We start from the raw sequence: 19148 nt of genomic DNA on the forward strand, positions 1-19148 counted from the left end.
TTTTAATTAATCTTGCTATTCTATAATTATACTAATAAACAAATTTATATTAACTACTTGCACTTTTATAATGCCTCATACCTAACTTCCAAAATCTACACATAAATAATGTAAACAAAAATACAATTAAGATTGAATATATCAATCCATTCATTGTTATTGTTCCTGCCAAAATTTGAGTTGGAATTGTTGACATAATTCCATATGGTAAAATTAAATAGAATAATAATTTAAAAACACCTTCATATATTACGCCAGGTATTTTCATGTTCATTGGTAATAAATTATCTTCTAGTCTCATTATAGCGGAAGATGATATAACAAAAAATGAAACTGTCCGAAGTATAATACCTACATCATAGAAAAGTAATGTCATCAATAACACCATACAGATATACATTATTACTGTGATATAAGTTATCTTTGGATTTAATTCAGACACCCCATATAAAACTATGATTATACTTGCCAAAATTAATGGGGATGAACCAATATTAATATTTTCAAATGTCAATCTAAATAGTGGGGCTATTGGTTTTGTAATATAATAATCTAATTCTCCTTCTTGAATTTTTCTTGGAATATCATAGATACCAAAAAAGAAAATTGTCATATTTATCGCATTTATTAATGAAAAAGTTCCTATAAATATTAACATCTCTCCATGTTGCCAACCTCCTATTGAGTCTATATGAGAATATATACCATTAAACATTAATAGTTGTAATATAAATAACGAACTGTCTACAAAAAATGCTCCAAAAAAATCAAATCTAAATACCATCATCTTTGATAATTTCATCTTTAGTAACATAAATATTATTTTGAAATTTTTTTTCATCATATCCCCACCCCATCAAATAGCGTTCTCATTCTTTTATACATAAGTTTATTCATTATAAAAAAGAGCAGAACCCATAATGATATAATAATCAACCCTTGTACTGCCTCATTGCTATTTCTTCCTATTAGTAACATAGATGGTAAATATGCTGTATAATAAAATGGAAATATCTTCATGACTGTTACTACAAGTTCTGGTAAAAGTATAAGTGGTATCATTGTTCCTGTAACAAATTCAGAGATGTTTTCAATTATCATTCTAAAAAATCCAATTTCAAGAAATTTAAACGATAAAATTCCAATAAAGAAATGGAGTTGCATCATAAAAATAAGCCCTAAAGAAATCATTAAGATTGAAATCACTATTTGAACTGGATTGGATGTAAAAGCAAAATCCAATTTAAATATGAAAATCCATACAAATGCAGAAATCATATTAAATACAAAATAAAAACATGTCATTCCAAAATTTTTAGCAATAAAATAATTTTGAACATTAATTGGAATAATCATATATTTTGAAAATGTACCTAGTTTCACACGATTACATATCTCTTCACTAGTACTCTTTGACATATCAATACCTGATAAAAATGAGCTTATTATGTAATAAGACAACATTGAATTAAATGTAAAGCCAGAAACTATTTTATTTTCACCAAAAACTGCTTTCCATAAGATATAAGCAAATAAAATTTTTATAATAGTAAACATCATATTAACTACTACATCAAATCTCCAGATAAGTTGTACTTTGAAATTAATTTTGGCTACTTCATAATATCTTCGGATATTCTGTTTAAATTTATAAAACATTGAATGACTAGAACATACCTGATTATAGTTGCTCACGATACTCCTCACTTCCTTTCTTATATATTCTCTCTACAATATTACCTATATCTTCTTCTTCAATTATCACATCCTTGACATCATAATTATCAAAAATCCATTTAACAGTTTCATTCCCTCTTTCTTTTGGCATAACTACTGATATCTTATGCTTCGTTTGCTCAATGATTTTACAATCTTTTGGAAATTTAATATCAGTTTCGTCAGCGAAACTAACTGTTATTTTTTTATATTTTTGGAAATGATTAAACAATTCTTCTGTAGAGCCATCATATATTTTATGACTATTTTCTACAACGATACTTCTACTACATAAACTCTTAATATCTTCCATATAATGAGAAGTAAGCATAATAGTAGTCCCTTTTGTTGCATTCACTTCTTTTAGAAAATATCTAATTTGTTTTTGTGCCACTGCATCTAGACCTATTGTTGGTTCATCTAAAAATAATATTTTAGGGTTATGGAGAAGGGCTACTATTAATTCCATTTTCATTCTCTCTCCTAAAGAAAGTGTCCTAACTTGAACATTAAGATAGTCTGATACCTCAAATAATTCTATAAAGTAATCTAGGTTTCTTTTATACTCTTCATCAGATATATCGTATAACTCTTTAAATAAAAGAAATGTATCTGCTGGTGTCAATTCAAAGAATAGTTGACTTTTTTGTCCCATAACAACAGCATATTGTTTTTTAAAGTTATTTTCCAGTTTATTAGGATAATAACCCATAACAGATATTTCTCCAGAAGATGGCGCAATAATACCAGTTAGCATCTTAACAAGAGTAGTTTTGCCAGCTCCATTTTGACCTATTAATCCAACAAATTCGCCTTCATCCACTTTTAAATCAAATGATGATATAGCTATTTTTTCTGTGTATTTCCTGTTAAATAAAGATTTTACACTTCCTATAAGACCTGGCTCTTTCTCAAACCTTTTATAAGATTTAGTCAGTCGACTAAGTTCAATTATACTCACTTCAACTACCTCCATATTTAATAATTTATATAAAAAAAGCCCACAGGTACATCTGCCTTTTTCTGTGCATATATTGACCAACACAAAAACAGAAAACTCCTGTGGACTAGAAAATTTAATACTTTCTATTTCAACATAATTATAATCAAAATAATACTATGCAAAATTAATAAAAGTGTAGCAGATTAAAGCCCACTACACCATAATTTAACAAAGTAATATATATTTCAAATACTATCTGTTGTCATATGTCAGTTATCTATAAAGGCAGAATAAGACACACAAATTAAATGTATCAAAAATACACTTAAAAATTCTGGTTATACAGAATATATGCGTCTCCAACTATTTAATTGTTGGTTACCATTATATAACTCCGACATCAAGGCACTCCTCTCATAGTATTCTTATTGACATCATATCATAAAGATTATTTGCATTCAAGCATAGATTAAAACTCTGATATATTTAGAAATATCTATGATATATACTAATGAGCAGATGTAATAGATAGTTTTTCAATTTGACTTTATTATAACTCATATTTAGTTCTATTTATGATTCTAAATAATTTATTTTATTAGCTAGTGATTTCGTGCTAATAAACGAAACTATTATTGAAAGTACTGTAATAGCGATTGTTGGTATCATTGTAAGAGTTGAAAGGGATAAAATATTAGTAACTAAAGCGCAAAGTATTACTGCGACCACAATTGTTGTTGGTACAGATTTACGCTTGAACCCAATTGACATTGATATTGCTGAAAATCCCCCTGCTATAATAGCCATCATCAATGTTATAAAAATAGACTTAATTATTATACTAATTGAAAGATTATCATTAACAATTGGAAAAACTGATTCGCTTAAGAAAAAAATAACAAACATTAGTAAATTACTTAAAATTATTCCTCCAACAGTAAATAAAGTTACTAGTAAGAATTTAGAATAAAACATCTTTTTTCTTTCAATTGGATAAGAAAATAGTAACATAGCTCGTTTGCCAATATATTCATCAATAATAAATCGCGAGTGCATGACAGAACCAAGTACACAAAAACATGTCATATTTATAGAACTAACAATAGATAGTATACCTATATAACCAAAAAATTCCCCATCTGAACCTATCATAGACATATATGCAAACATATATAGCATACAGAGACTACACATAGTAATGATTCCTGTAGCTATTAAATAGCTTTTAATATTGGTACGCCTTAATTCTAACCTCATCAAATTATTCACATGTATTTCCTCCACTCATAATATTAAAGAAATACTCTTCTAACCCCTCTGGAAATTTTTCCTTAATAGATGATAAAGTAATTTCTTCCACAATACTACCATTTACAATCACACCAATAATATCTGCAATATGCTCAATTTCACTAAGAATATGACTAGATATTAGAATAGTCATATTTTCTTCTTGAACAAGTCTTATAAAAAGTTCTCTCATTTCACGTATTCCCATTGGGTCTAGCCCATTTATTGGCTCATCAAGTATCAAAATATTCGGCTTATGAATAATTGCTCTAGCTATTCCTAATCGTTGTCTCATGCCAAGAGAAAATTGGGATACAGGCTGTTTCCCCGTACTAACAAGTCCTACATCATTTAATGTTTTTTCAATGTCATCATTAATATAACCCATATATTTAAGGTGCATTTCTAAATTTTCTGTAGCAGAAAGATGGTCATAAAAAATAGGAGATTCAATCATGCAACCAAGTCGTTTCAATATCTTATTATGGTTTTTACTAATATCTAAACCGAAAATATTTATTTGTCCATAGGTTGGATTTAATAATCCTGCTATAAGTTTAAAAATTGTTGTTTTTCCTGCACCATTTGCTCCTAGAAATCCATAAATTACCCCCTGTGGAACTGTCATATTACATCTACAAATAACTTCTTTCCTATCAAAGGTTTTGGTTAAGTTTTGAACATTAATAATTTTATTATTCATATAATATCTCCTCATGTTTTAGTTAATAGATACTTCTTTTCACTTTGTATTTAGTTACTATGCACAAACAGTAACATATCTTTACATACAGTTACATAAATCAAATATTCTTAGCAAATCTATAATAGTCATCATATTGACTATTATAGATTATCATAAGTTTAAAATATTGTCAATATGATGACGATTATTAGTTATTTAAATAAAACAATAAACAAAGTTTGCCACCAGAACCTTGTTAAAGTACAAACTGGTGGCAAATCTAACATATTAATAGTATATAGACTAAGAAGATGACTGAACAGAATAAAAACAGCTGCACTCATATCCTAATTATCTTACTTATTTTTAAAATATTTTTTATTTAACTTTGATATATTTTTAAATTTCTTTTCTTTTTCCGCCAAATAGTTTCTTTTGTCGTCTGCAAATACTGCTTCAGTTTTTAGCTTACGATATGATTCCCATCTTTTAGGCGAGAGTTCCTGTTGTGCAATAGCTTCCCAAATAGCACATCCTGGTTCTGAGGTATGAGTGCAATTGCGAAAACGACATTTTCCTAAGTAAGCTTCTACATCTGCAAAACTTTTATCTAATCCCTCTAAAACATCCCACATTCCCAACTCTCGCATACCTGGTGTGTCAATAACAATACCGCCACCTGAGATTAAAAACAACTCTCGTCTAGTTGTGGTATGTCGCCCTTTATCATCATCTATGCGAATTTGCTTTGTATTTAGAAGTTCTTCACCCAACATACAATTAATTAATGAAGATTTTCCAACTCCTGATGAACCAAGCAAAGCAATAGTACAACCTGATTTAATATACTTGGAAAGCTGTTGCCATCCATCTAGCTCTATAGTTGAAGTAACAACTACATCTACTCCCAAAGCTACAGAATTAATTGCATGTAGCTTACGATACAAATTGTTGCATAAGTCCGCTTTAGTAAGTACTACTACTGGAATTGCTCCACTTTCCCATGTCATAGACAAGTACCTCTCTAATCGATGAATGTTAAAATCCTTGTTTAGTGACATACACAGAAAAACAATGTCCATGTTAGCTGCAACTACCTGTTCCTCATTTGTATTTCCAGCAGACTTACGCATGAATAAGCTTTTTCTACGAAGCACATGATGAATAATAGCATTACCATTTTTACCAGTACATCGGTCTAACATAACAAAATCTCCAATAGCTGGAAAGTCAGATGGTATAGTAGCTTCAAAACGTAACTTTCCTGATACCTCTGCAAAAAGTTCACCACTCTCACATATCACATGATAAATATTCTTTTCCTGTGATACAATACGTGCAATATACAGACCATTATATTCGATACTCTGAGTTATAAAGCTATTATCCAGACCATATTCCTGTAAATCAATCTGTTTTACATCTTTCATTTTTCTTCCTCCTTTTCTAATTTTTCAGTGATTTTTTCCAGTGGAAATGGTGGTTGTGCCAATGGTTTTAGTGCAATCGACATCAATTTTACCTGATTGTCATCTGCTGCCACTCGATTAGAACTAAGATGACCACATCGTATGCAACGATGAATAATTGCCCACTCACCATTTTTTCTTACCCACACTCCAATAGGCTCCATATTACCGTCACAATCTGCAGCACGGTCACCAGGAATAATATCCACATGAAGACTATGTAGGCAATGTGGACAATGATTTCTATGTTGTGTCCCAGAACCTTCAGGAACTACAAGACAACCACACTTTTTGCAGATAAAATTATCTAGGCAAGAATTATCCTGATAATAAGCTCGTTTTCTATTTGTATAATTCATTTTTAAATCCTCCTTAAAATAAACATTTTACGATTTCCACTAGGTCTCAATTCTTTTTAAAATCTGTTATAAGACTCTGTCCGCTCATTAAGTTCAATAATGCTTATTTTCTCAATATCTTTTATTTTTAACAAAAAAAGTCCACAGGTATTTATATCTGCCTTTTTATGTGGTATATATTTACCTACACAAAAACAGAAAACTCCTGTGGACTAGAAAATTTAATATTTTCTATTTCAACATAATTATATTCGAAATAATACTATGTAAAATTAATAAAGGTGTAGCAGATTAAAGCCCACTACACCACAATTTAACAAAGTAATATATAATATTATTATTTGTTGTCATATGTTAGTTATCTATAAAGGCAGAATAAGACACAATAATTAAATGTATCAAAAATACACTTAAAAATTCTGATTATACAGAATATATGCGTCTCCAACTATTTATTTGTTGTTTACCATTATATATAACTCCGACATCAAGCAAAACTCTCCTTTTCTAATAATATTATTGCTATTTTACCATAAAATATTTTTACATTCAACTACAATTTAATATACTTATACATTTAACGTTCTCTCTTTTCTATTATAAAAACTAAAATAAATTCTTATTTTTAGTTATACTCTACTATAAAAACTTTATTTAGTTTTGTTTTTATTATTATCTAATACTACTCCAATAAGTAACCCAATGGATATACCAATAGCTAAATTTTTAAATACTAAACCCAAAATAACACCAAAGCATAATCCCAATCCCAAATAACTTACATTCTCATCTTTCATGTTTCTTACTCTCTCCTATCCATATTTATCTATATTATATTAAAATAATCTATATTGCTTTTTAAAAGTGCATATCTTACATTCTTAAATTTTATAAGATTATAGCCTTTTTTCCTTAATTTATCATTTTAAAATTTTAATTTATAAACTAAATTTGCCACCGAAATTAAATTACAGTGGCAAATACAATATATCATCTATATAAATGTTACTATTTCTTGACTATCTTAGCTACAGTTTCCACATGTGTAGAATGAGGGAACATATCTACAGGTTGTGCCTCAACACATTTAAATCCATGTACATTTAGATAATCTAAATCCCTAGCTAAAGTAGAAGGATTACAAGAAACATAAACAATTCTCTCAGGATTCATTGAAACAATAGTTTCTAAAACCTTTTCGTCACATCCTTTTCTAGGCGGGTCTACAACTACAACATTAGCAGTTTTACCCTCACTATACATCTTAGGCACAACCTCTTCTGCCTTACCAACATAGAATTCGGCATTATGTATGTTGTTTAATCTAGCATTTATCTTAGCATCGTTTATAGCGTCTTCTATAATCTCTATTCCATAAACTTTTTTAACATTTCGCGCCAAAAACAAAGATATCGTACCTATACCACAGTAAATATCAAAAACAGTATCAGTATCCTTTAGATTTGCATACTCAAGAGCTTTATCATATAATACTTTAGTTTGGACAGGATTCACTTGGAAAAATGATAATGGCGAAATCTCAAACACTAAATCACCTATATAATCATTTATTTTACCATCACCATAGACAACTATATTTTCTCTTCCTAGAATAGCATTAGTATCTTTTTGATTTATATTTACAACCAAAGTCTTAAAACCAGGTATATTTTCCTTAAGCACTGAAGCTAATTCTTTAAGATATGGAAGTTTATTTCCATTAGCTACTAATACAACCATCACTTCTTTAGTTGTAAAACCTATTTTGGTTACCAAGTGTCTAATTAATCCTGCATGAGTCTTTTCATCATATATACTTACCTTATAGGCTCTTATATATGTTTTTATTATCTTAACAATTTTATCATTTATCTCATGTTGTATTACACATTTTTCTGTCGATATTACATCATGAGTCTTCTTTTTATAAAAACCAATAATTGGAATACCATCATTTTTTTGTATTGGAAATTGTGCTTTATTTCTATATCTATATGGATTCTCCATTCCTATAGTATCATGAACTTCTACATCCTCTAACTTACCTATTCTCGTAAGTACTTGCTTAACTTCATTCGTTTTCATTTCAAGTTGCTTATTATAATCTAAATCCTGTATCTGACATCCTCCACAATCCCTAAGATTGTCATTACACACTCTTTTTACTCTAAATGGAGACTTTTCTATTATTTCAACAATATCTCCTACAGCGTAATTTTTCTTTACCTTATTAATCCTAACTTTCACTTTATCTTGTATTAATCCGCCCTCTACAAAAACTGTAATACCATTGTACTTTCCTACTCCTACTCCGCCTTGTCCAATGTCTACTATATCTACAATATACACTTCGTTTTTCGAAAGCATAAATCACCCTCCAATCAATCTATTATATTTAAATCTTTACAAACTTTTTCCTTTAAATTTATATTAAAATATTGCTATTAACTAAACTATATTTTTTACTAAGCTACAATATTTTATTTTACCAAAAAAAAAGGAGCTTATAAAGCCCCTTGATAAATAAATTTATTATTTTTCCTATAAAACTCTAGTTGAACCTCTATATACCACACCTCTTGATGCATCCACAGTTACAACTTCTCCATCTTTTACTAGATTTGTTATATCTGTTGCAGATACAATAACTGGTATATCTAAATTTATGCCTACAATAGCTGTATGTGATGTCATTCCACCATTTTCAGTTACTACAGCTCCTGCTTTCTCTATATAATTGTTCATTTCAGCATCAGTAGTTGTAGAAACAAGTATGTCTCCTTCATTGAAATCTATACAAGTTTCCCCATTTTTTATTACACGAACTTTACCTTCTACTGTTTGAGTACCCACACCTATACCTTGAACAATTTCTTCACTTATTACATGAACTTTTATTAAGTTAGTAGTTCCACTTACTCCTACTGGCACTCCAGCAGTTATAACTACTAATTCTCCATTATCTATATAATCTGCTTGTCTAGCTGCCTCTATTGCTTTTTCTATAACTTCATCTGTATTTCCTGCAACAGAAGATTTAACTGGATAAACTCCCCATGTAAGAGCTAGTTTATTCATAGTCTTTTCATTGTTTGTAGTTGCTATTATCGGAGATTTTGGTCTAAACTTAGATACCATTCTAGCAGTATATCCTGAAGAAGTAGATGTTATTATAGCTGATGCATTTAAATCTACTGCTGTTGTACAAGTTGCATGACTTATTGCATCTGTTACAGTAACATTATTAGTTCCATTTTCCTTTAGTAATCTATCATAATCTAAAGTTTCTTCTGTTCTTTTTGCTATTGTAGCCATCATTTTTACTGCTTCTACAGGATATTTTCCAGCAGCAGTTTCTCCAGATAACATTATCGCATCTGTTCCATCATATATAGCATTAGCAACATCTGTAACTTCTGCTCTTGTTGGTCTTGGATTTCTTATCATAGAATCAAGCATTTGAGTCGCAGTTACAACTGGTTTTGCTAGTTCATTACATTTTTTTATCATCATTTTCTGAACTATTGGCATCTCTTCAGTTGGTATCTCAACACCTAAATCACCTCTAGCCACCATTATACCATCAGAAACCTTTAATATTTCATCTAAGTTTTCTACACCTTCTTGGTTTTCTATCTTGGATATTATTTGTATATCAGTTGCATTATTGTTTTCTAGTATTTCTCTTATTGCTAATACATCAGATGCTTTTCTTACAAAAGAAGCTGCTATATAATCTATACCTTCACTTATTCCAAACTCTATATCACTTACATCTTTAGGAGTTATTGCTGGTAAATTTATCTTAACACCAGGTACATTTACTCCTTTATGATTTTTAACTATTCCTGAGTTTTCAACAATACAAACTATGTCTTCTCCATTTATTTCTTTTACTCTTAATCCAACCAGACCATCATCTATTAATATAGAATCTCCTGCTTTAACGTCTTCAGCAAGTCCTTTATAGCTTACTGTACACATTTCTTTAGTCCCCATAACATCTTTCATAGTTATAGTGAATTTTTGCCCTTCTTCTAAAAATACCTCTGGGTCTTCAAAATTACCTGTTCTAATTTCTGGACCTTTTGTGTCTAATAATATAGCAACTGGCTTATTTAGTTTTTCTCTAACTTTTTTAGCCATATCTATTCTTTCCTTATGTTCTTCATGTGAACCATGAGAAAAGTTAAATCTACATACATTTAGACCATTTTGCATAAGTTGAGTTAAAACTTCTTCACTTTGTGATGCTGGACCTAGTGTACAAACAATTTTTGTCTTCTTTACATTATTTAACATATTTGCTCCTCCTGAGATATTATTCCAAAGATTTATTTTTAATACTAAAACTTATATAGATAATATTTTTGCCATCTCATAAGCTTCTTTATCAAATACTTTCTTTTGAGCTAAAGCTTCGCTTATTTCTAAATCAATTATCTTATTTTCTTTTATTCCTACAACTCTAGCTGATTTTCCATCTAGTAATAATTCTACTGCTCTTACACCAAGTCTACTTGCTAATATTCTATCAAATACAGTTGGGCTTCCTCCTCTTTGGACATGCCCCAATACAGTTACTCTTAAATCTGCTCCTGACTCTTTTTTAAGTTCCTTTTCTAAATCGCTAGCACTTCCGACTCCTTCTGCTAAAACGATTATACTATGTCTCTTTCCTCTTTTTTGAGTAGTTTTTAGTCTTAAAGCAACTTCATCTACTTTAATTTCTACTTCTGGCACTATTATAGTTTCAGCGCCTCCTGCAAGACCTGCATATAGAGCTAAGTCGCCACAGTGTCTTCCCATGACTTCTACTATATTAACTCTTTCATGAGAAGAAGATGTATCTCTTATCTTACCTATAGCATCTATAATAGTATTCATTGCAGTATCAAATCCTATAGTATAATCTGTATATGCTAAATCGTTGTCTATAGTTCCTGGTATACCTATAGCTGGAAATCCTAAGTCACTAAGTTTTTGAGCTCCTGTAAATGAGCCATCTCCACCAATTACAACTAAACAGTCGATTTTATACTTTTTAAGAATTTTTACTGCTTTTAGTCTACCTTCTTCTGTTTTGAATTCTTCACATCTAGAAGATTTTAATATAGTTCCTCCTCTGTGTATGATATCCCCAACAGAAGATAAGTTCATTTCAGTTAAGTCTTCCTCTAATAATCCCTTGTATCCTCTATTAATTCCGTATACTTTGCATCCATAATATATTGCTGACCTTACAACCGCTCTAATCGCAGCATTCATTCCTGGAGCATCTCCTCCACTTGTTAGTAATCCTATAGTTTTCATTTTCTACCTCCTTGGATTTTATGTCAATTTTTTATTATAATCATTGTTATTGTATGTTAATGGACTTTTTTTGTCCCTATATCATTTTTCAATCCCATCAAGACTAAAAAAATTAAATGTCCTTAAATGTCCATTTTGTGATATTATATCACAAAACGGACAATATTTTTCATATTATTATAATATATTTAGATTTTTATCCAAAAAACTAAGCTTTTATTTTTATGTTATCTTTAGGAAGTAACGTCTCTAAGTTATTTATAAATTCATCACATATACAAGTCAATATTCCTGTCATTTTATATGCTTTACGCTTACCATTTATATTTTCATCCATAGGATATAGATATATACTATCATTACCTGGATGTTGTTTAGCTATTTCTACAATATTATTGGTTGTATCTGTGTCAGACATACTATTTATTTTCAAATACAATTTTTTACCACTTTCTGGTTTAATATTTTGTATACTTTTAGTTCTTCCTGAATTGTAGTTTCTATTCGCAAAATCAGTATTATCGTTTATATCTTTTATTTCTCTAGCTATAAGTTTTGCATTTTCTCCTTCTTTTATACTTAATGTTCCTTTCACATAGATTATATTATCTTCATTTAGAATCACATTATATTTTTGTAATAATTGGGGAAAAACTACTATTTCTATAGCTCCATACAAATCTTCTAATTCAATAAATGCCATAATTTCATTTCGCTTTGTAGTTTTTATAGTTTTATTTACAATCATTCCACCCATTATGGCCTCTGTTTCATTCATTTGTATATATGCTTCTTCATCCTCTTTTAATGAATTTAATTTTACATTATCTATAGATGTCTTTTCTTGCAGCTCTTTTTCAAATTGTGATAAAGGATGCCCACTTACATACATTCCTAATACTTCTTTTTCAAGGTTAAGTTTTTCTCTTTCTTCATATTCTTGCCTTTTAGGTAAACTATATATTTGTTGAAAATCATTATCTTCTTCACTATCTCCAAAAGCATCGAATAGAGAAATCTGACCTTGAACATTTTTCTTTCTATCCATAGATACACTTTCTAATAAGCTTTCATATCCTGCCATTAAACTAGCTCTATTTTCACTTATGTTATCAAATGCTCCACATTTTATTAGACTTTCTATTACTCTCTTATTTGTATCTTTTTGGTCTAATCTTTTAACCAAATCTACTAAATCTATAAATAACCCATTAGATTCTCTTTCATCAATTATGTTGTTTATTATATTTACACCAACATTTTTTACAGCTGCTAGACCAAATCTTATATTGTTCCCTTCAACTGAAAACTTTGAAAAACTTTTATTTATATCTGGAGGCAATACATCTATTTCTAATGCTTTACATTCTCTTATATACTCAACTACCTTGTCAGTATTCCCCATAACACTCGTTATCAATGCTGCCATAAATTCAACTGGATAATATGTCTTTAGATAAGCTGTCTCATATGCTAAAACTCCATATGCTGCCGCATGTGATTTATTAAATGCATAACGAGCAAAATCTATCATATCATCAAATATTTTATTAGCTATTTCTTCTTCTACACCATTTCTGATACAACCTGCAATTTCTATGTTACCATCTTCATCAAACTTACCATGAATAAAATATTGTCTTTCTTCTTCCATTACATCCATCTTTTTCTTACTCATGGCTCTTCTAACCAAGTCACTTCGACCATAACTATAACCACCCAAATCTCTAACAACCTGCATAACTTGTTCTTGATATACCAAACAACCATAGGTTACTTCCATTATAGGCTTTAGTTTTTCATGTAGGTATGTTACATCATTTGGATTGCTTTTATTTTTTATATATGCAGGTATAGAATCCATTGGGCCTGGTCTAAATAGAGATATACCCGCTACAATATCCTCAAAGTTGTCTGGTCTTAGTTGCTTAATAAAGCTTCTCATACCAGCACTCTCCAATTGGAATACTCCTAATGTATTTCCAGATGAAAGCATCTCATATACCTTTGGGTCATCATAATCCATCTTTGAAAAGTCTATTTTTTCTGTATAATTTTTTATAACTCTATTTTTTTCTATTAAATCAAGAGTATCTCTTATAACTGTAAGTGTTCTTAATCCAAGAAAGTCCATCTTCAAAAGACCAAGTTCTTCAAGTGTTGTCATAGTAAATTGTGTTGTTATTGCATCTTGATGCTTATATAAAGGGACATACTCATCCACAGGATTTTTTGATATAACTACTCCTGCTGCATGAGTAGAAGCATGTCTTAGCATACCTTCTATCTGTTTAGATATATTTATTATCTCTTTTGTTTCAGGGTCTTGGTCATATAATTCTTTAAAATTAGGATTTGTATCTAGAGCTTTATCTATTGTCATTCCTAAAGCAAAAGGAATTTCTTTGGCTATCTTGTCAACTTTATTGTAACCTATATCTAACACTCTTCCAACATCTCTTATTGCAGCTTTTGCACCCATTGTCCCAAAAGTTATTATTTGTGCGACATGGTCATCACCATATTTTCTCTTTACATAATCTATAACTTCTTCTCTTCTCTCATAACAAAAATCTATATCTATATCTGGCATAGATATACGTTCTGGATTTAAGAAACGTTCAAACAGGAGAGAATATTTTATTGGGTCTATATCAGTTATTTTAAGTGTGTATGCTACTATTGAACCTGCTGCACTACCTCTACCTGGTCCTACTATAATATTATTTTCTTTAGAGAAATTTATGAAATCCCATACAATTAAGAAGTACTCCACATAACCCATTTTCTCAATTACATCTAATTCATAATTTAGTCTCTCTAGCACCTCGTCACTAGGATTATCATATCTCTCTTTTAATCCATTAAAACATAACTCCCTTAAGTAAGTTTCTGGTGTATATCCTTTTGGAACATCATACTTAGGAAGATGTATAGTATTAAAATCAAACTCTACATTACACATGTCAGCTATTTTCGTAGTATTATCAATAGCCTCTAATGCATATGGAAATAGTTCTTCCATTTCTTCTCTCGATTTTAAATAGAACTCATCACTACCAAATCTCATTCTATTTGGGTCATTTAATGTTTTTCCCATTTGAATACACATAAGTACATCATGTATCTTTGAATCTTCCTTATTTACATAATGAACATCATTAGTTGCAACTATTGGAATACCAGTCTCTTTTGATAACTTCACTAATCCAGAATTTACTTCTTTCTGTTCAGGTAAATTATGGTCTTGAATCTCTAAAAAGAAATTTTCTTCTCCAAATATATCTCTGTAATCAATAGCAAATTGCTTCGCCTTATCATAATTTCTATTCATTAAGGCACGTGCTACATCTCCTGCAAGGCATGCAGAAAGTGCTATAATTCCCTTATTGTGTTTTTTAAGTTCTTCCATGTCAACTCTAGGCTTATAATAAAAACCTTCTACATATGAAGTTGAAACTATTTTTATTAAATTTTTATAACCTTCTATATTTTTAGCTAACAGAACTAAATGTCCTTGATATTTATCATAGTTTGGGTCTTTATCTCTAAGTCCACGTGCAGCTGTATAAACTTCACACCCTATAATTGGCTTTATTCCTTCTTCTATAGCTGTTTTGTAGAAATCTATAACACCAAACATACAACCATGGTCAGTGATAGCTATTGAGCTCATATTTAACTCCTTAGCTCTTTTTATAAGTTTTTTCACCCTCGAAAATCCATCGAGTAAACTATACTCAGTATGTACATGAAGATGAGCAAAATCTTTGTTCATTAAATCACCTCCTGTTTTATAAATTTAATTTTACCACAAATATATGTCTTAAAACAAAAACAGAGACTTTTATCTCAAAATAGGGATTAACTTCAACATATTCCATATATATGTTAGAAATTAATGCTTATTCTGAGATTGTCCCCTCAATTTATTGCAATGATTTTTTTCTCAAATCTGTCGCGATTTCCTCTATTTTTCTGAGCCTGTGATTGACACCAGATTTTCCTATTGGTGGCTCTAACATCTCTCCAAGTTCTTTGAGAGTCATATCCTCATACTCAATTCTAATCTTAGCTATTTCTTGTAAATTTTCTGGCAAACTGCTAATTCCTATAGTTTCTTGTATAAACTTAATATTTTCTACTTGTCTTACTGCTGCATTTACTGTTTTAGAAAGGTTAGCTGTCTCACAATTTACTATCCTGTTTACATTGTTTCTCATTTCTTTTACTATTTTAGTATTTTGGAGACTTAAAAGAGCGTGGTGTCCTCCTATAATACTCAGCAAATCAGATATTTGTTCACTCTCTTTAATATAAACAACATGATTATTTTTTCTAGCCACAATTTTACTATTAAAACCTAAAGAGTTTATAAGTTCTTTTAAAGACTCTGCAAACTCCTCGTTGTTAGTCACAAATTCCATATGATAGTTCTTTTCTGGGTCACTTATAGAACCTCCACCAAGAAAAGCTCCTCTTATGAAAGCTCTTTTACATACTTCGTGTTTAATTAAGTTATCTGGAATTTTATTTATAGTAAAAAAGCCTTCTTTATCTTCAAGTATACCTAATCTTTTTAATAACATTTCTGAACCCATTTCACTTGTTACCATTAATACATAACTGTTATTTCTCTTCAACATTTGATTCTTATTTACAGAGATTGTAGTATTAATATTAAAATTCTTTTTTAATAACTTAAATACTTTTCGGGCTATTGAATTTAATTCTGTTGTTATCTTTAGATTTAGCTTTTTATATCCAACAATTTGTATACTTCCCCCTGATTTGACTAGAGCTGATAATTCAGCTATATTACAACATTCATTCTCAGATACAATTCTCGCTAGTTCATTTTTGGTTTCAGTTGAAAAAGACATATCTATCACCCATTAACTAATTTTTCTTTAACCTTTTTTTTATTTCTTGTAATGCGACCTTTATTATCTCCTTTTCATCATCGTACCTAGCTAGGTCTACTACTCTATCTAGATGGATAAATTTAGCATCAATAAAGCCTTCCTCTTTTTGTGGAATAGTATCCATATTCTTTGCTTGCATCAAATACCAAAAAACTGTTTTATGAACTGCTCTGTTTTCATCCCAGTTTTCTTTGAATGTATAATGTATTTCACCCAAATATTTCAATATATCTGCTTTTACTCCAGTTTCTTCACTTACTTCACGTAATGCTGCCTCTTGGTTATTTTCCCCTTCTTCTACTTTTCCTTTGGGTAGCACCCAATCTCCATTGAACTTCCTTAGTAAAAGAATCGTATTGCCAAACAGGACTACACCACCAGCACTAACCTCTTCTCTCATCGATGTTCACTCCTTAAAACTAACATAATGATAAGGATTTCTACACAATTTTTTAAAATCCTTTTTTACTAACTTTTGTTGTAATTATGATTTAGGGCTAACTCAATAACTATGTTAGATATATACTTTGCATCATGTCTTATATAATTATTTTTTATTTCAATTAAATTCTTTTCTACAGTTCTTATACCCAGCTCTTTTAATTTTTCTTTTTGCTTTTTATCTAGCAAAACTTGTTCTGCTCCATCCTGTCTATATAAGTCAAGCATTTCCTCGGGTAATATTTCATTGTTTGCTATTACATAATCTATCAAATTTTCATCAGTATGCTTTACTATAGCATTAACATGCTCTAATACGTTGTAACCTTCTGTCTCTCCTGGTTGAGTCATTATATTTGATATATATACCTTTGGCGCTACAGACGATTTAATGGCCTCTACAATTCCATCTACAAGTAAATTTGGTATTATGCTTGTATATAAACTTCCAGGGCCCATGATTATAATGTCAGCATCATAAATAGAAGCAATAACATCCTTTAATGGTTTGACATCTTTTGGATTTAAGAAAATTTCGTCAATAGAGCTTTTTTGACTTTTTGATTCTTTAGGTATGCTAGATTCTCCATTTATTATGTTGCCATTTTCCAATTTAGCAACTAAATTTACATCTTCTAAAGTTACTGGCAAAACTCTTCCTGTTATAGCAAAAATCTCACTTAATTTATACACAGCTTTTTCAAAGTTTCCATATAGTCCATTCATAGCAGCCAGAAATAAATTTCCAAAACTCTGACCTTTCAAAAGTCCTTCTGTAAACCTATATTGCATGACTTCATTCATTGTTGGTTCTATATTTGCAAGTGCTAGTAAACAGTTTCTTATATCTCCTGGTGGTAGCATTCCTAAGTCTTCTCTCAGTACACCTGAACCTCCACCATCATCAGCAACAGTAACAATCGCAGTTATATTCTGTGTAGTATGTTTAAGACCTCTTAAAAATACTGACTGACCAGTACCTCCACCTATCACGACCACATTTGGGTCTCTATTTTCAACAATAGACCTTTGAAACAATTTTACTTTTTCATTCTTTGCTTTTTTATATATAAATAACGATACAATTAATGCAATCCAACCTAAAATTCCTACAATAATAAGTAATTTAGCCATGTTTGCCTCCATTATCGTAACATAGAGTCTCTATGTTTCTTTACAACCCTATATCCTTTATTAGATAAATCCTCCGCTATAAGATTTGTTATAGTAACTGACCTATGTCTTCCACCTGTACATCCAACACCAATTACTAAATGTTGTTTTCCTTCCTCTATATATTGAGGCACTAAAAAATGAATCATATCTAAAAGTTTTATATAAAATTCTTCACTGATTTTAGAATTCATAACATAATCTCTAACTTCTTTATCATCACCAGTTTTAGACCTTAATTCTTCAACATAATAGGGATTTGGAAGAAATCTTACATCGAATACTAAATCTGCATCAGCAAGTATACCATGTTTAAATCCAAAAGATACTACAGATATAGTTAAGTTTGGATTATCTTCACCAGAAGAATATATTTTTTTTATTTCTTCTTTAAGGTCTTTTGGCTTCATATTAGTTGTATCAATTATACATGTAGATAATTCCTTTAAAGGCTCCATTATCTTTCTTTCCATCTTTATACCTTCTGGAATCTGCATGTCTTTTGCCAATGGATGATTTCTTCTCGTCATTTTATATCTTTTTAACAATACATCATCATTACAATCCAAATAGACCATTTCATATTCATAATTTTCTTTTTCCAAGTAATTTAAGCTTTCGTGAAGAGCCTCAAAAAACTTTCTTCCTCTTATATCTATCCCTAGAGCAACTTTATCAATACTTGAATTTGGTTGATAACATAATTCTGCAAATTTAGTTATCAAAGCAGGAGGTAGATTATCTACACAATAAAATCCCATATCCTCTAAAGCTCTCATTGTCTCACTTTTTCCAGATCCTGAAAGACCTGTAACTATAACAAATTTCATTGCT

General features: G+C 30.0%; 16 protein-coding genes. All 16 read right to left on the reverse strand.

All coding sequences use genetic code 11. The features are described from left to right. Positions 1-49 precede the first annotated feature (49 nt). The 16 genes from ACTG47_RS18005 to rapZ all read right to left on the reverse strand — a co-directional run bounded on the left by ACTG47_RS18005 (position 50) and on the right by rapZ (position 19144). Positions 50-844, reverse strand: coding sequence for an ABC transporter permease (locus ACTG47_RS18005; RefSeq protein WP_479925571.1), 795 nt, complete (start codon positions 842-844; stop codon positions 50-52). Continuing rightward, positions 841-1695 carry an ABC transporter permease gene (locus ACTG47_RS18010; protein WP_479925572.1) on the reverse strand — a complete coding sequence of 285 codons (855 nt, stop codon included), beginning with the start codon at positions 1693-1695 and terminating at the stop codon, positions 841-843. The genes ACTG47_RS18005 and ACTG47_RS18010 overlap by 4 nt, the downstream gene beginning before the upstream one ends. Continuing rightward, on the reverse strand, positions 1682-2677 hold the full coding sequence (locus ACTG47_RS18015; RefSeq protein WP_479925573.1) for an ABC transporter ATP-binding protein: 996 nt from the start codon (positions 2675-2677) through the stop codon (positions 1682-1684). Before ACTG47_RS18015 ends, ACTG47_RS18010 begins: the two co-directional genes overlap by 14 nt. A 555-nt stretch (positions 2678-3232) precedes the next feature. Further along, positions 3233-3670, reverse strand: a complete 438-nt coding sequence (locus tag ACTG47_RS18020; RefSeq protein ID WP_479925574.1) for a hypothetical protein — start codon at positions 3668-3670, stop codon at positions 3233-3235. 250 nt (positions 3671-3920) lie between these two features. Then, positions 3921-4652: an ABC transporter ATP-binding protein gene (locus ACTG47_RS18025; RefSeq protein ID WP_479925575.1), complete on the reverse strand. Its 732-nt coding sequence runs from the start codon at positions 4650-4652 to the stop codon at positions 3921-3923. 338 nt (positions 4653-4990) lie between these two features. Beyond that, positions 4991-5938: a ribosome small subunit-dependent GTPase A gene (rsgA, locus tag ACTG47_RS18030; RefSeq protein ID WP_479925576.1), complete on the reverse strand. Its 948-nt coding sequence runs from the start codon at positions 5936-5938 to the stop codon at positions 4991-4993. A gap of 122 nt (positions 5939-6060) precedes the next feature. Next, entirely contained in the window at positions 6061-6462 is a 402-nt protein-coding gene (locus ACTG47_RS18035) for an RNHCP domain-containing protein (protein WP_021386311.1), read from the reverse strand. 650 nt (positions 6463-7112) lie between these two features. After that, a complete protein-coding gene (locus tag ACTG47_RS18040; protein WP_479925577.1) occupies positions 7113-7259 on the reverse strand; it encodes a glycine zipper domain-containing protein in 147 nt (48 codons plus the stop codon). 211 nt (positions 7260-7470) lie between these two features. Beyond that, entirely contained in the window at positions 7471-8829 is a 1359-nt protein-coding gene (gene rlmD, locus ACTG47_RS18045) for a 23S rRNA (uracil(1939)-C(5))-methyltransferase RlmD (protein WP_479925578.1), read from the reverse strand. A 174-nt stretch (positions 8830-9003) separates the two neighbouring features. Beyond that, positions 9004-10764, reverse strand: coding sequence for a pyruvate kinase (pyk, locus tag ACTG47_RS18050; protein WP_169469829.1), 1761 nt, complete (start codon positions 10762-10764; stop codon positions 9004-9006). 51 nt (positions 10765-10815) lie between these two features. Beyond that, entirely contained in the window at positions 10816-11775 is a 960-nt protein-coding gene (pfkA, locus tag ACTG47_RS18055; RefSeq protein WP_054271841.1) for a 6-phosphofructokinase, read from the reverse strand. A gap of 208 nt (positions 11776-11983) precedes the next feature. After that, the gene (locus ACTG47_RS18060; RefSeq protein ID WP_479925579.1) at positions 11984-15553 is read right to left on the reverse strand and encodes a DNA polymerase III subunit alpha; all 3570 of its coding nucleotides are present in this window, start codon (positions 15551-15553) and stop codon (positions 11984-11986) included. Positions 15554-15704: 151 nt separating this feature from the next. Beyond that, positions 15705-16658 carry a DNA-binding protein WhiA gene (gene whiA, locus ACTG47_RS18065; protein WP_479925580.1) on the reverse strand — a complete coding sequence of 318 codons (954 nt, stop codon included), beginning with the start codon at positions 16656-16658 and terminating at the stop codon, positions 15705-15707. 16 nt (positions 16659-16674) lie between these two features. Next, positions 16675-17100, reverse strand: a complete 426-nt coding sequence (locus ACTG47_RS18070; RefSeq protein ID WP_003416968.1) for an NUDIX hydrolase — start codon at positions 17098-17100, stop codon at positions 16675-16677. 68 nt (positions 17101-17168) lie between these two features. Further along, positions 17169-18275: a gluconeogenesis factor YvcK family protein gene (locus ACTG47_RS18075; RefSeq protein WP_479925581.1), complete on the reverse strand. Its 1107-nt coding sequence runs from the start codon at positions 18273-18275 to the stop codon at positions 17169-17171. Positions 18276-18286: 11 nt separating this feature from the next. After that, positions 18287-19144 carry an RNase adapter RapZ gene (gene rapZ / locus ACTG47_RS18080; protein WP_479925582.1) on the reverse strand — a complete coding sequence of 286 codons (858 nt, stop codon included), beginning with the start codon at positions 19142-19144 and terminating at the stop codon, positions 18287-18289. Between the last annotated feature and the right edge of the window lie 4 nt (positions 19145-19148).

Source organism: Clostridioides sp. LIBA-6622, assembly GCF_056716095.1.